The organism is Erwinia sp. JUb26, assembly GCF_003751505.1.
GTDB lineage: Bacteria > Pseudomonadota > Gammaproteobacteria > Enterobacterales > Enterobacteriaceae > Erwinia.
In genome coordinates this window covers 540,289-554,886 of sequence record NZ_RJVB01000002.1, presented here as the reverse complement: position 1 = coordinate 554,886, position 14,598 = coordinate 540,289, and the positions used below count along the sequence as shown (strand labels likewise).

15 protein-coding genes are annotated in these 14,598 nt (G+C 51.9%); 6 read left to right on the top strand and 9 right to left on the bottom strand.

Going from position 1 to position 14,598, the window contains the following annotated elements:
- Positions 1-142: 142 nt before the first annotated feature.
- Together EC836_RS07660 and aspA are read right to left on the bottom strand one after the other, a co-directional pair.
- Positions 143-1,444: an anaerobic C4-dicarboxylate transporter gene (locus EC836_RS07660; protein ID WP_123331710.1), complete on the bottom strand. Its 1,302-nt coding sequence runs from the start codon at positions 1,442-1,444 to the stop codon at positions 143-145.
- A 122-nt stretch (positions 1,445-1,566) separates the two neighbouring features.
- Entirely contained in the window at positions 1,567-2,997 is a 1,431-nt protein-coding gene (gene aspA / locus EC836_RS07655; RefSeq protein WP_123331708.1) for an aspartate ammonia-lyase, read from the bottom strand.
- A gap of 457 nt (positions 2,998-3,454) precedes the next feature.
- On the opposite strand from aspA, the gene EC836_RS07650 reads away from it, so the two are divergent.
- The 3 genes from EC836_RS07650 to groL all read left to right on the top strand — a co-directional run bounded on the left by EC836_RS07650 (position 3,455) and on the right by groL (position 6,128).
- Entirely contained in the window at positions 3,455-3,916 is a 462-nt protein-coding gene (locus EC836_RS07650) for an FxsA family protein (RefSeq protein ID WP_123331706.1), read from the top strand.
- A 227-nt stretch (positions 3,917-4,143) separates the two neighbouring features.
- Entirely contained in the window at positions 4,144-4,437 is a 294-nt protein-coding gene (locus EC836_RS07645) for a co-chaperone GroES (protein WP_105592113.1), read from the top strand.
- A 47-nt stretch (positions 4,438-4,484) separates the two neighbouring features.
- Complete coding sequence (groL, locus tag EC836_RS07640) at positions 4,485-6,128, top strand: chaperonin GroEL (RefSeq protein WP_123331704.1); 1,644 nt, start codon at positions 4,485-4,487, stop codon at positions 6,126-6,128.
- A gap of 73 nt (positions 6,129-6,201) precedes the next feature.
- Here groL and EC836_RS07635 read toward each other — a convergent pair whose 3' ends face one another.
- From EC836_RS07635 to EC836_RS07620, 4 genes are all read right to left on the bottom strand, one after another.
- Positions 6,202-8,634 (bottom strand): fimbria/pilus outer membrane usher protein, encoded by a 2,433-nt coding sequence (locus EC836_RS07635; RefSeq protein WP_123331702.1) that lies wholly within the window; start codon positions 8,632-8,634, stop codon positions 6,202-6,204.
- Positions 8,635-8,685: 51 nt separating this feature from the next.
- Positions 8,686-9,387 (bottom strand): fimbria/pilus chaperone family protein, encoded by a 702-nt coding sequence (locus tag EC836_RS07630; protein ID WP_123331699.1) that lies wholly within the window; start codon positions 9,385-9,387, stop codon positions 8,686-8,688.
- Positions 9,388-9,462: 75 nt separating this feature from the next.
- Positions 9,463-10,140 (bottom strand): DUF1120 domain-containing protein, encoded by a 678-nt coding sequence (locus EC836_RS07625; protein WP_123331697.1) that lies wholly within the window; start codon positions 10,138-10,140, stop codon positions 9,463-9,465.
- A 252-nt stretch (positions 10,141-10,392) separates the two neighbouring features.
- Entirely contained in the window at positions 10,393-11,049 is a 657-nt protein-coding gene (locus EC836_RS07620) for a hypothetical protein (protein WP_123331695.1), read from the bottom strand.
- A 358-nt stretch (positions 11,050-11,407) separates the two neighbouring features.
- Here EC836_RS07620 and EC836_RS07615 point away from each other — a divergent pair, with 358 nt between their 5' ends.
- Positions 11,408-11,752: a DUF4156 domain-containing protein gene (locus tag EC836_RS07615; protein WP_123331694.1), complete on the top strand. Its 345-nt coding sequence runs from the start codon at positions 11,408-11,410 to the stop codon at positions 11,750-11,752.
- An 83-nt stretch (positions 11,753-11,835) separates the two neighbouring features.
- On the opposite strand, the gene epmB is transcribed toward EC836_RS07615, so the two are convergent.
- The gene (gene epmB, locus EC836_RS07610) at positions 11,836-12,864 is read right to left on the bottom strand and encodes an EF-P beta-lysylation protein EpmB (RefSeq protein ID WP_123331692.1); all 1,029 of its coding nucleotides are present in this window, start codon (positions 12,862-12,864) and stop codon (positions 11,836-11,838) included.
- A 42-nt stretch (positions 12,865-12,906) separates the two neighbouring features.
- Here epmB and efp point away from each other — a divergent pair, with 42 nt between their 5' ends.
- Both efp and EC836_RS07600 read left to right on the top strand, forming a co-directional pair.
- Positions 12,907-13,473, top strand: coding sequence for an elongation factor P (efp, locus tag EC836_RS07605; RefSeq protein WP_123331690.1), 567 nt, complete (start codon positions 12,907-12,909; stop codon positions 13,471-13,473).
- Between the two features lie 138 nt (positions 13,474-13,611).
- Positions 13,612-13,743, top strand: coding sequence for an entericidin A/B family lipoprotein (locus EC836_RS07600; RefSeq protein ID WP_105592104.1), 132 nt, complete (start codon positions 13,612-13,614; stop codon positions 13,741-13,743).
- A gap of 85 nt (positions 13,744-13,828) precedes the next feature.
- On the opposite strand, the gene frdD is transcribed toward EC836_RS07600, so the two are convergent.
- On the bottom strand, positions 13,829-14,185 hold the full coding sequence (gene frdD / locus EC836_RS07595) for a fumarate reductase subunit FrdD (protein ID WP_123331688.1): 357 nt from the start codon (positions 14,183-14,185) through the stop codon (positions 13,829-13,831).
- 9 nt (positions 14,186-14,194) lie between these two features.
- Entirely contained in the window at positions 14,195-14,590 is a 396-nt protein-coding gene (gene frdC / locus EC836_RS07590; protein ID WP_123331686.1) for a fumarate reductase subunit FrdC, read from the bottom strand.
- Positions 14,591-14,598: the final 8 nt, after the last annotated feature.

The window sequence follows — 14,598 nt, the reverse complement described above, 5'->3', positions numbered from 1 at the left end:
GACCGCGAAGCGGATCCGTCGGCTATTCCTTGTACGGCAAGTGCAGATGATAGCATGGCAAAACGGGGATGGCTTTTATCGGGATGGTGTCGACGGGGGATAAGGGCCGCACGCTGTGGCGAACGGCCCGAGACAGGCTGAACTACAGCACTAAATGCCCAATCAGGAAGCCAAACGCGACGGAGAGCATAATCGCCAGCGTTCCGGGGATCAGGAAGGAGTGGTTGAAGACGAAGCGGCCGATGCGCGTGGAGCCGGTATCGTCCATCTCAACGGCGGCTAGCAGCGTTGGGTAGGTCGGCAGCACAAACAGCGCCGACACCGCCGCGAAGGAGGCCACCGCTGTCACCGGTGAAACACCGAGCAGCAGTGCGGCGGGCATCAATGCTTTGGTGGTCGCCGCCTGGGAATAAAGCAGTGTGGAGGCGAAGAACAGCACGATCGCCAGCATCCACGGATAGCTGTCCAGCAGATCGCCGGCGACGGTCTGAATTTCGCCTATGTGCGCTTTGACAAAGGTGTCCCCCAGCCAGGCAACGCCCATCACGCAGACGCAGGCGCTCATACCGGATTTAAAGGTGCTGGCGCTGAGGATCTCACCGGTATCCACCTTGCAGGTCAGGCAGATCAGCGTGGCGACGGTCAGCATAAACACCACAATCGCTTCGTTGCGCGGCAGTACCGGATTCTGGATCAGACCAACGGCGTCGCTGATGGCCGTGGCGTAGAACACCACCGCCACGATGCCGACTAAAAACAGCAGTACGGACAGCTTCGCCCCGGGTTTCTCTTCGAACTGACTGGCACCGCGCAGCGAAACCTCGCCCTTCGCCAGGCGCGCCTGGTAAACCGGATCGTCTTTCAGCTCCTTACCGAGGAAGTTGGTCACCAGCGCGGCGATAAAAATCGCGGCCATCGTTGAGGGGATCGCCACCGCCAGCAGCCCAAGGTAGCTGACGCCTTTCGGTTCCAGCAGCGCGGCCAGAAACACCACGGCGGCGGAGATAGGGGAGGCGGTAATGGCAATCTGCGAGGCGACTACGGCGATCGACAGCGGGCGGGAAGGGCGCACGCCCTGCTCCTTCGCTACCTCGGCAATCACCGGCAGGGTGGAAAACGCGGTATGTCCGGTGCCCGCCAGCAGCGTCATGCCGTAGGTGACCAGCGGTGCCAGAAAGGTGATATAGCGCGGGTGCTTACGCAGCAGGCGCTCGGCCAGGTTGACCAGGTAATCCATCCCGCCGGCGATCTGCATCGCGGCAATCGCAGCAATCACCCCCATGATGATTTCAATCACGTCAAAAGGAATGGCACCGGGTTTTATCTGGAACCCCAGGGTCAGCACCAGCACGCCTAAACCACCGGCAAAACCAATACCGATCCCGCCCAGCCGGGCACCGAGGTAAATGGCCAGCAGGACAACGACAAGCTCGGGTAGCAACATCATGTGCTCCTTAAATTACTGATAATAAGTTGTTAATGATTTGTAGACCGTGAAAAGTAAAAAGGCACGTCGTTCGCTGAACTGACGTGCCTTAAAAGGGCTATCGGGTAAATCGCTTATTTTTAGTTATCATCAGTGTAGCGTTTTGCTTTATAGACCGGGAACATCAGGTTCTGGGTGGAGAAAATGTCATCCAGCTCGCTTTCGGTCAGCAGACCGCGCTCCAGCACGACTTCACGCACGCTCTTACCGGTTTCGGCACAGATCTTACCGACGATATCGCCGTTGTGGTGGCCGATATACGGGTTGAGGTAGGTGACGATGCCGATGGAATTGAATACGTAGGCTTCGCATACCGCTTTGTTGGCGGTGATGCCGTCGACGCATTTTTCCAGCAGGTTGTAGCAGGCGTTGGTCAGAATATGCACCGATTCAAACAGCGCCTGGCCAATCACCGGCTCCATCACGTTGAGCTGTAGCTGGCCCGCTTCGGACGCCATGGTGACGGTAATATCGTTGCCAATCACCTTGAAGCAGACCTGATTGACCACTTCCGGCACCACCGGGTTCACCTTGGCTGGCATGATGGAAGAACCCGCCTGCAGCTCCGGCAGGTTGATTTCATTCAGGCCGGCGCGCGGGCCGGAAGAGAGCAGGCGCAGATCGTTACAGATTTTCGACAGCTTCACCGCCAGGCGCTTCAGCGAGCTGTGCACCATCACGTAGGCACCGCAGTCGGAGGTCGCTTCAATCAGGTCCTCGGCAGGAACGCACGGCAGGCCGCTGACTTCGGCCAGTTTCTGCACCGCCAGCTGCTGATAGCCGTCCGGCGTATTCAGTCGGGTACCGATCGCCGTGGCGCCCAGGTTCACCTCCAGCAGCAGCTCGCCGGTGCGCAGAATGCTTTTGATCTCTTCATTCAGCAGTACGTTAAAGGCATGGAATTCCTGGCCGAGGGTCATCGGTACCGCGTCCTGCAGCTGGGTACGGCCCATTTTCAGGATAGTCTGGAACTCAACCGCTTTGCGCTGAAAACCTTCGCTCAGCTGGGCAATGGCATCAAGTAGTTTGAGGATCGAGCTGTACACCGCGATGCGGAAGCCGGTTGGGTAGGCATCGTTGGTGGACTGACATTTGTTCACGTGATCGTTCGGATTCAGGTACTGATACTCGCCTTTCTGGTGGCCCATCAGCTCAAGGCCAATGTTCGCCAGCACCTCATTGGTGTTCATGTTCACCGAGGTGCCCGCGCCGCCCTGATACACGTCGATCGGGAACTGATCCATGCACTTGCCGTTGTTCAGCACTTCATCACAGGCGCTGACGATGGCATTGGCGACGTTGCGGGGGATAGTTTGCAGCTCTTTATTGGCCAGTGCGGCGGCTTTTTTCACCATCACCATGCCGCGAACAAATTCGGGTATATCGCTGATTTTACTGTTACTGATGTAGAAGTTTTCAATCGCACGCAGAGTATGAACACCGTAGTAAGCATCCGCCGGAACTTCACGTATACCTAACAGGTCTTCTTCGATACGAATGTTATTAGCCATGAGAACCTTCTTGTTAGAACTGCCGGGAAATCTACACAATTTAAGCGCCTGCCTTCTCTGGCAACAGGTACTGAACGTTTCGTCAGCACGGAGTCGATCCTGCGTACTGTCCGTGTACAACGTATGTCAGCAACAATAACCAGCTCGGAATCAGGTCACCGGGGATTATCGTGGCGTTAAACGCCCTGAGCCGTATTTTATCCGTTCGTGACCGCTCAGGCACGATCATATTCTGTTGCCAGCAAAAAGACGGAATCCAGATCACTTAAAGTGCGTGCCATTTCAAACATCTTCAATAATATGTGATCGTTCCGGCAAAAGATGCGGAGGGATGAAATTCCACATTTATGGTTGAAAACGGGCCAGGCCGCTCCCATCTTCTATAATATCGGTCCTCAGGATCGCCATTTTCTGCCGCTCCGCCTCCAGCGGGGTGGCCACTACAGAGGAGAATACGGTGCGTTGGTTACCGTTCTTAGTCATCTTCGTGCTGGTCTGGATTGAGATTTCACTCTTTATTCAGGTTGCCCACGTCCTTGGGGTCTTACTCACCATGCTGCTGGTGATTTTTACCTCCTGTATCGGCATCTCGCTGGTTAAAAACCAGGGGATGAAAAACTTTATGCTAATGCAGCAGAAGCTTAACGCGGGCGAGAGCCCGGCTGCCGAAATGGTCAAAAGCGTTTCGCTGATCCTGGCGGGCTTCCTGCTGCTGATCCCCGGCTTCTTCACCGACTTTGTCGGTCTGTTACTGCTGCTGCCTCCGGTGCAGAAGCATCTGACGCTGAAACTGATGCCGCATCTGCGCGTCTGGGGCGGTGGCCGAGCCAACGGCAACAGCGGATTCACCGTTGATGGTGAATATGAACGCAAAGAGAACAATCTTATCGAACATGACGATCGCGACGATCGGCGTTAAGCCCTGAACGTCACGATTCCCGGCGGCGCGGACCTGATGGTCGCGCCGTTTTTTTTGCTGCCGATTGCTTAAAAACCACGCAAATGGCGACATATGTAAAAAAAATAATTTCCAGCCCTTGAAAGGGGCAGGGTTCGTCCTTATCTCTTCCGTCACGAGGCCAGCTTCGAGCGAAGCCCGGCATTCATCCCAAAAGACTGATTGGACTTCTCAAAGGAGAGCTATCAATGAAAATTCGTCCACTGCACGACCGTGTGATTGTTAAGCGTAAAGAAGTTGAATCTAAATCTGCAGGCGGCATCGTGCTGACCGGTTCCGCAGCGGGCAAATCAACCCGTGGCGAAGTACTGGCTGTAGGTAACGGTCGTATCCTGGAAAGTGGCGAAGTGAAGCCGCTGGATGTGAAAGTTGGTGACGTGGTGATTTTCAACGAAGGCTACGGCGCAAAAACCGAGAAGATCGACAACGAAGAAGTTCTGATCATCTCTGAAAACGACATTCTGGCGATTGTTGAAGCGTAATTAACGCCAAACTCACTGAACCTAAAGAATTTAAGGGAAATTAGAAAATGGCAGCTAAAGACGTAAAATTCGGTAATGACGCTCGCGTAAAAATGCTGCGCGGTGTGAACGTACTGGCAGATGCAGTAAAAGTTACCCTGGGCCCGAAAGGCCGTAACGTGGTTCTGGATAAATCTTTTGGTGCACCGACCATCACCAAAGACGGCGTGTCCGTTGCGCGTGAAATCGAACTGGAAGACAAGTTCGAGAACATGGGCGCTCAGATGGTGAAAGAAGTCGCTTCTAAAGCTAACGATGCTGCGGGCGACGGTACCACCACTGCAACCGTACTGGCTCAGTCCATCATCACCGAAGGCCTGCGTGCAGTTGCAGCTGGCATGAACCCAATGGATCTGAAGCGCGGCATCGATAAAGCCGTTGTTGCAGCCGTTGAAGAGCTGAAAAAACTGTCCGTTCCTTGCTCCGACTCTAAAGCTATCGCTCAGGTTGGTACCATCTCTGCTAACTCCGACGAAACCGTGGGCGAACTGATCGCTCAGGCGATGGAAAAAGTGGGCAAAGAAGGCGTTATCACCGTTGAAGAAGGCACCGGCCTGCAGGACGAGCTGGACGTGGTTGAAGGTATGCAGTTCGACCGTGGCTACCTGTCCCCTTACTTCATCAACAAGCCAGAAACTGGCGCCATCGAGCTGGAATCTCCATTCATCCTGCTGGCTGACAAAAAAATCTCTAACATCCGTGAACTGCTGCCAGTACTGGAAGCCGTAGCGAAAGCCGGTAAACCACTGCTGATCGTGGCGGAAGATGTTGAAGGCGAAGCGCTGGCAACGCTGGTTGTGAACACCATGCGCGGCATCGTGAAAGTGGCTGCGGTTAAAGCACCAGGCTTCGGCGACCGTCGTAAAGCCATGCTGCAGGATATCGCTGTGCTAACCGGTGGTACCGTGATCTCTGAAGAGATCGGTATGGAACTGGAAAAAGCCACCCTGGAAGATCTGGGTCAGGCTAAGCGCGTTGTGATCAACAAAGACACCAGCACCATCATCGATGGTACCGGTGACGAAGCGGCGATTTCTGGCCGTGTTGCTCAGATCCGTCAGCAGATTGAAGAAGCGACTTCTGATTACGATCGTGAAAAACTGCAGGAGCGCGTAGCGAAACTGGCAGGCGGCGTAGCCGTTCTGAAAGTAGGCGCAGCAACTGAAGTTGAAATGAAAGAGAAGAAAGCACGCGTTGAAGATGCCCTGCACGCGACCCGTGCTGCGGTAGAAGAAGGCGTGGTTGCTGGTGGTGGTGTGGCGCTGGTTCGCGTGGCTTCTAAGCTGCTTGACCTGCGTGGCCAGAACGAAGACCAGAACGTGGGTATCAAAGTTGCGCTGCGCGCAATGGAGTCTCCACTGCGTCAGATCGTTGCCAACGCCGGTGAAGAGCCATCTGTAGTGACCAACAACGTGAAAGCGGGTGAAGGCAACTACGGCTACAACGCACAGACTGAAGAATACGGCGACATGATCGACTTCGGTATCCTGGACCCAACTAAAGTGACTCGTTCTGCTCTGCAGTACGCGGCATCCGTTGCTGGTCTGATGATCACCACCGAGTGCATGGTGACCGACCTGCCTAAAGGCGATGCGCCTGATTTAGGTGCTGGCGGCATGGGCGGCATGGGTGGTATGGGCGGAATGATGTAATCCCCCCTGCGCTGCGAACCTGCAGCGCATCCCACAAAACGCCTCGTCAGGGCTATCTCTGACGGGGCGTTTTTTATTGGCAGGTCACCTCAATCTTTTTATACAGCATTTTGTCGTCATCTTGCTCATCGCTGAGCTGATAACTCAGAGTGCATTGCTCAGTTGAGTGGGCAATTTTTACGTTTAAATTGGCCTTGTTAGCTGCATTACTAAGAAATATCACGCCCTCGTCCACGGCTTCCGCCACGATACGATCCTCTTCCCATAAAGTACTGCCTTTTGGTAATAGCCTGCCGTCCGCCAGCCTGGCGGTGATCAGTAACCGGATGCCGGTAAGCAAGGTCATCTGGACTTTTTTAAACGTGCCGCGGGCCAGATGCAGCGTACGGTGACCATTAATAACGTCAATGTTTTTCGGCAATTTATCGACATCAATATTCAGTGAACTGTCCTGCCAGGGGGGAATATAAGGCAGTATGGCTTTGCCGCGCCAATCGGTCCACGCCGTGCCACCTGACGTGATGATGGGAACTCCCGCCAGAGGTTTATTGAGCGCTAAAACGCCGTAAGTGTCCGACAGAAGATTATTGCTGAAGCCAACACCATAAGGGTAAAGGGCCACCGCGCCCTGAACACCAAGTGTGTAATTACTGAAATGGCGATTATCTCGCTGGGCGGACAAACTCAGGCGTGTATAACGCATATCGCTATTAAGGGCGGCCTGAACGGAACGCGTACGATCGCTGTTATCTTGCTCAACGGACAGGTTGTAATCGCTGCTGTCAGACAGGTGCCCATTTATTTCACTGCCGACAACCTCACGATGATTGTACGAACGGTAGTAGTGGCGGAAATGTTTCTCACCCATCGACCAGTTAACGTTCAGCATGATATTTTTGTTTTTCTGTTTTCCGCCGCTGCCCGTTGAAGCGCTCAGTGACAGGCGCAAATTCTGGCCAATGCGACGGTTCCAGTTCAGCATGGTATAGCGCCACAGGCGGGCGTTCTGATAGCTACGTGTTCGACTGTGGCTAAGAGACAACGACCCCAGCCACTGCGGGGACCAGTTAATGGAAAGGCTCAGTTCAGTATTCTGGTGGTTCTTTTGTTCCGCAGATCCCAGCATCGCCTCATTGAGCGTAACAAATGTTGGGCTGTTTTTACTGAGTCCGGCGGAGAGTGAAACGTTTCTCGTCAGGTTGTGATTGCCCGACAGCAGCAACTGTAAACCGTTGCTGTGATGGTAGCTGTTCTGCTCTGCTATCGCTTGAAGTGAAAAGGAAGCCTTGCCGGCAAGGATGGGCGGTACCCCATCCAGCGCCAGAGCGACAGAATGATATCGCTCGCTGAGTAATGCGCCATTACGTAATGACCACCATGCCCCCGGCTGCCAGTTTTGGTTGAGTGTCAGAATGGCGGGAACACCGCGGCCGTCCGGCACATTCTGAATTTTACCTACTGCCAGGCTATATCCGGGAGGGGTACCACGCGTAAAACGTCTGAGCTGTGTGACAGGAACCACAAATTGCTGGCTGGCACCATGGGTTTCGACCACCGTGACGTTGAGGGGAGCATTGAGATTTTGAACAGGTATATTATCCAGGCTGAAAGGGCCCGCCGGAACTAATGTCGTGTAAACCAACTGGTCGTACTGACGTACTTCAACCCGAGCCTGAGGCGTATTGGCGCTTCCCTCAACCACAACGCCGTTTCCTCCGTCATTATCCTCTGACAAGATGTAATCCGGCGACAGCTGCACGCCTTTTATCGTGTCCAGTGCGAAGAGGGTGTTATGTACCGTGATTTCCCCAATTTCAAATGTCTTATTTAATTTGCTGAGATAGTGCTCCAGATAAGTGGAGTTCACCGTCGTCGTCAGCCCCTCATCGTCCTGCTGAAAATTTTGTTGGCTGTGAAGCATCCAGTTATGGACGTTGAGGCTGCTATCAAGCGTCAGCCAGCTGTAGCCGTTGCGCTGTTCGCGGGAGATATTCAGGCTGGAGAAATAGTTATAGTTGATGCCAAGTGCTGTTCCCCCAGTCTCGCCTTCCTGGCGGCGGTTCACTCGCCATGCAGCGGGCACAACAATACTCAGCGACTGGGTTTCCTGCTGCCAGGCCAGGCTGATTTGATTATCACTATTTGCCCAGTCATAACAGCCGTCAGAACGCGCCGTATCGGGAAAGGGCAGGCCCATTTCTTCTAAAATTTCAGGAGTAAAGCAGATCACGCCCTGGGGCGTGACCCTTAACTGAAATGAGCCCATAAAATCGCCGTTTAGGCTAATATCAACCACGTTTGTCCCGGCGGGGATCTTACCCAGCCGATCCAGGTTTTCCATGACATCCGCAGCCAGGCCGTGGCGTTTTAATGTTTCCAGGTCCCAGTCTTCAGTTGAACCCTGTGCAGAGGATTGAACGGTCGATTTTTCTTTTTCAGCGGTGGCATTACAGTTTGCTGCCAAAAAAAACAGACTGATGGGCAGCAAAAAAAGTGTCTTATGCATTATCCCTTGTCATTTTATCGGCAGGCGATAATTATCCTTTTATCGCTAAAATTAATGTGTCACGGGCATTTCAATCTTCCCGGTTTCGAAACCATATTTAGACACGGTTTCGATGCTGACTTTTTGTATAGAAGAGAGCTGTACGGCGTTGTTCACGACTAAAGAAAGTGTTTGCTGTGGCAGAATATATGTCTTCGATAACAACGCTTTTTTATCCTGAGGCAGCAGAGTAACCTGCTGCGAGAGCCGGACCACATAAGGGCTGGGATTGTTCACGGTCAGCGTATTGTTCTTGACGTTCCACACTAGTGCTTTCCAGGGTTCATCATTCATGGCTAATCCCTTCGGATGAATAATGACCGGGATATTCTGGCGGATGTTGACGTCAATTCTGTTTTCATTATCATGCGTTTTCGGACGAATACCTTCGAACGTGACACGTTTTAAGTGTTCTTCCTGTAACGGATGGTCGCTGTTGAGAATAAAACGCACTAGCTGTGTTTTTCCAGATTCGAGGCGCATGACGGGCTGAGTGACATACAGCTTAGGCTCGGGGTCATCTTTCATTTCATGAATTTTGACATACAATAACTCGGTCTGGTCGTCAGTATTCGTTACGTTGATGCTGCCGCCCCCGTCTTTCTCCATAATGAACAGCATGGGTGTTTCCGGTTTCATCGTGGCGCTAGATGTGTTTGCCCACATAAAACATGCCAGAGTCAGCAAAGTAAGGTTAATGGAACGCGGGTGCATAGTACCTCTGAAAATAGAACGGAGTGCTACAGATCGTAACACTCCGATATTAAAGCGAAAATAAAGACGGGGTAATTACAGATAAACCAGGTCGTATGTCGCTTCGCCCTTGATATCAATATTTTCAGTGGTTTTTAGCGTCGAAGCAGGGGCAATAAATGGAGAGATTTCCAGCTTGATGGAATGATATTTACCCATAGCAGGTGCAGTCGCATCGCTGCCCATTGCCCATGAGTACATGTTCTGTCCATTGCTTGAGATCGCTTGTGAACTGTCAACGTTATGCCAGATGCCTGAGCCTACAGGTGCGCTGATAAAGCTGGTGATGCCTTGATTATCAACTTTTGTTTCACCGGAGTTCAGTTTCACCATATAACCGCCAATAACGGTACCGTCAGCGGTGGCCCCAAGGCTGAAAGCATCAGGTGCTTTAACACCCATGTAATTAACCTGACCCGCTTTCTCAGCAACATCAGTAGGCTGGATGCCGACTGCGGTGAGCCCGGCACACTGAATATCAATGGATACTGTACGGCTAGGTAGCAGTGTTTCGGAATCAACATTCAGTTTGTCTGCCTGCAGTTTGCCCAGCAGTACTGTTTTTGCACTGGCACCGTTGCCAATATCACATGAAGCGGGGACGATGGTGCCTTCAACTTTCAGGGTGAACTGCGAGTTTTTTGCGTTGGCCATGCCGGATGTTGCCATGATGGCTAATAAAGAGAGGCTTAGTGCTGTTTTTGTCAAGTTCATTAATATAGTCCTTTATGGGGTTTATCATGAACCCTCATCTCAAACTTAGAGAGGAGAGTATCCATTTTTGTGAAACACTATTACTTAAAAACCAGGAACAGAGTTCCTTATTGATATTAACAGTCTTGGTATAGAATTAAATATCGCATTTAAAAATCATAAAAGTGAAAATTAAAGGCATTGTCTGGGCTACATATCAGTCAATTTCTGGAAGCAATAGTCATTTAGGTGATGCTTTAGTTTTTTTATAACTTAAAGATAGACAATTTCAAATGTTGTCATTCCGTCAATTTTTACAGCATCGGCCTGGTTAAGATTGAAAATGAAAGGCTTCAATAAAATGTTGATATTAACCTGCCGAGCGCTTCCGGGCGTTGACTGATTTCCCCAGGAGTAGATGTTTTCACCAGAGGGGGACAGCTTATATTGCCCGGTTCGCCAGGAAACACCTTCGTTACTGGAAATCAGGACATCAGGAATACGCTTCCCGTCCATCAGGGAGCGTTCCGGGTCGATAAAGGCCAGATAGCCCCCTATTGACTGTCCGCTATTAGTCAGACCGAGACTGAAGATGTCACGTTGCTGTTCGCCCGCAAGCTGAACATTGCCAGCATTAGGTGCAATATCTCTTGCCCGGAAAGCAAATGAGGTCGCTCCCTGACAGCGAATCATAAATCCCAGGTTTTTAGACGGAAGCTGTATGCTGTTTTTGTTAGCACTTTCTCTAGCTATGTTTGAAGGCGTTAATATGATGCTGCCCGCCTGATCCATCGAAATATCACACGAGCTTGGAATGATTTGACCCTGTAGCTTAATAGTGTATTGAGATGAAGCGAATGTCTGGCTTGAACTCAATGCCAGCAGTATCATCATCACGGAGTATGAAAGCGGATACTTTATATTTTTCATGCATAGTCCATTATTTGAGTGCAGGCACTTTCCTGTTGGCTACCCTGAGCATAAATAGGGAAGGCTGGTATTATTTATGAACGTAAAAATTTAGCACGACAATCGTATCTGTTTAGCTATCTAAATTTTGTCTAAAAGTGCTGTTTGTTTTATTTTCATGGTTTTATTGATTTGTTATTTTGATGCTTTATTTAAATGTCGGCGTTGGATTTTGAATATATTATTTTCATGGTTTCAGATTTATTTTAGGGTAAAACCTACCAAAAATGCCAACAAAGGCCTCAACGGAGGTTGTTCTTTTGCCAGTGAAAAGAGTATAAATAAGGTCGTATAATTTTTTACAATTTTGAGGAAAAGCATGCGTATTCACGTACTGGGATTCTCGGCGCTTGCGCTGTTATTGGCAGGCTGTAGCTCATCTAACACGCTGAGTTCTGCTGGGGAGCGCGTCACTTTTACCGATCAGCAGCCGGCCAGCACCTGCCAGCTACTGGGTAACATTACCGGCTCACAGAGTAACTGGTTCTCCGGTTCCGGCGGCGAAGGCAGCTCCCTGCGCGGCGCGGCAAACGACCTGCGTAATCGTGCAGCGGAAATGGGCGGCAACGTGATTTATGGTGCGACCAGCCCAACGCAGAATATCTGGTCCAGCTTTGCGCCGCTGGACAGCAAAATGAGTGGCCAGGTATATAAGTGCCCGTAATTTCGTTGAAATAAGTTTCGAATTGGATTGAAAAAGGGTGACCTCGAGGTCACCCTTTTTGTTAACGGCAGAAATCGCGGCTATCACTGCTGCCGCAGTTGTAAATCGAGCGGAGTTTTGCTCGGCTCGCCGCCAATTTCACGTGCCAGCTTTGGCACCATATAGCCCGACACCATTCCCAGTAGCTCACGCACGATAGCGCGCGCCCGGTCATCGTCGACGTAGAAATGCGCCGCGCCCTGAACCTTATCCAGCACGTGCAAGTAATACGGCAAAATACCGGCATCGAACAGGGCATTGCTCAGTGCGGCCAGCGCTGGAGCATTGTCGTTCACGCCGCGCAGCAGCACGCTCTGATTCAGCAAGGTCACCCCAGCACGTTTCAGCATGCGCATTCCGTGACGCAGATCGTCGTCAATCTCCTGGGCGTGGTTAATATGGGTCACCAGCAGCGTCTGCAAACGTGACTGCGCCAGCCGCTGACACAGCGCCTCGGTAATGCGTCGTGGGATCACTACCGGCAGGCGGCTGTGAATACGCAGGCGCTTAATATGCGGAATGCGTTCCAGTTCGCCGATCAGCCAGTCCAGTTCGTGATCTTTTGCCATCAAAGGATCGCCGCCGGAGAAAATAATCTCATCCAGTTCTGGCTGCTGTCGGATATACTCGAGCGCCTGCTGCCAGTTGCGCTTATTGCCCTGATTATCTTCGTAGGGGAAATGACGGCGGAAGCAGTACCGGCAGTTGACGGCGCAGCCGCCTTTAACCAGCAAAAGCGCGCGATTTCGATATTTATGTAACAGACCCGGCACCACGCTGCTCTGCTCATCCAGCGGATCGGTACTGTAACCTGGCGCATCAACAAACTCCTGCTGCGAGGTGATCACCTGCAGTAACAGGGGATCCTGCGGATCGCCCCTGCGCATGCGCGCAGCAAACGCCCGCGGCACTCGCAGTGCGAAAAGTCGGCGTGCTCCATGGCCTGAAGCGAGTTCAGGGTCATTCTGCAACGCTAAAAGTTGCAGTAATTCATCGGGATCGGTGATTACATCGGCAAGTTGATGCAACCAATCTTCTCGTGCAGGGGTATTTAGGGTTACAATGTGTGCCATTTTTTTGGCTTAGTACCAGTAATAAAATTGTAGAGGGCCTTTATGGCGACTTATTCTAGCAACGATTTCCGTCCCGGTCTTAAAATCATCTTCGAAGGCGAACCTTATGCCGTCGAAGCCAGCGAGTTTGTTAAACCAGGTAAAGGCCAGGCTTTCGCACGCGTAAAAATGCGTCGCCTGCTGACCGGTACTCGCGTAGAGAAAACCTTCAAGTCTACCGACTCTGCTGAAGGCGCTGACGTTGTCGATACTAACCTGAACTACCTGTACAACGACGGTGAGTTCTACCACTTCATGCACCCGGAAACCTTCGAACAGCACCCTGTTGAAGAGAAGACCGTTGGCGATGCGGCTAAATGGCTGCTGGACAATGCAGAGTGTATCGTGACGCTGTGGAATGGCAAACCAATCCAGGTTCTGCCACCGAACTTCGTTGAGCTGGAAATTACCGATACCGATCCAGGCCTGAAGGGTGATACCGCAGGTACCGGCGGCAAGCCAGCCACGCTGAGCACCGGCGCAGTAGTGAAAGTGCCTCTGTTCGTACAGATTGGCGAAGTGATTAAAGTTGATACCCGTTCTGGCGAATACGTTTCACGCGTAAAGTAAGCCTGAATTAACAGGGGTTCGGTTCACCGGGCCCCTGTCCGCACTCTTTTCCTTTTTATCATTGCCTTCAGAGCAATTGAATAAATTACGGCTATGCTTAAAGCGCTGTTCTTTATCAATGATTAAAAGGAAATTGCCATGAAGAAAAGTATTTTAGCCATTCTTTCTGTTCTGGTTCTCTCTTCCGTTCTGACAGCCTGTAACACCACGCGTGGCGTGGGTGAAGACGTTGAGGCGGGCGGTAAGGCAATTCAAAAAAGTACCCAGTAATCAGCTTGTCAGGCCGGTGCATGGCGCTGGCCTGACAATCCGTTCTGATGCTCTCTTCGCTCGTTGAAACCTTTCTATCCGGCTGCTATAGCGTAATAACACCAATCAAAGCCACCACACTTAATATCGCCGCCAGCCCGTAGCACAGCCATTTACTGCCGGGAATATGCAGCTTCAGATCGTGCAGTCCGTGATGAAGACGATGCAGGCTGCACCACAGCGGCAGGACGATGGCCAGCAGCAGGATAATGCGGCCGGGGAAAGAGGCCGCAAAGGCCATAATTCGCGTGTAGCTGAAGGCCTCTTCCGGTGACCAGCCCAGCGGCAACAGCAGGCCGACGAGCAGAATCAGTGCCGGACTGAACATCGCTGTCCACATGCCCCCGGCACCAAATAATCCCCAGAAAATCGGTTCGTCAGAACGTTGCGGTAATGCTTTCATTCAGGCTCCTTACGCCCACAGCGCGGCGGCCAATACCACAGCGCTGAGCACGATCATGATGATCCATAACCCTTTAATCAGCGGCTCCGGCGGCAGCTTTTCCCCTTTAACGATAATTATCGATGCCTTGGGCGCCAGATCGAACCAGGTCTTGCTGTGCAGCAGCGCGGCGATTAGCGCCAGCACGTTGAGCAACAGCGTCACGGGATGTTGTAAGAATGCCACATAACCCGCCCAGCTTTCCGCACCGTGTTTAAGCGCAAACAGGCCGAAGATCAGCTCCAGACTGAACCACAGCGCCGGTATTGCCGTGCTTTCCCGCAGCATATAGAAGCGGTAAAACGGCAGCGATCGCCACCAGCCGGACTCCATCGGGCGGCAGTAAGGATTGCGTTTTGTCGTCATATCGGTCT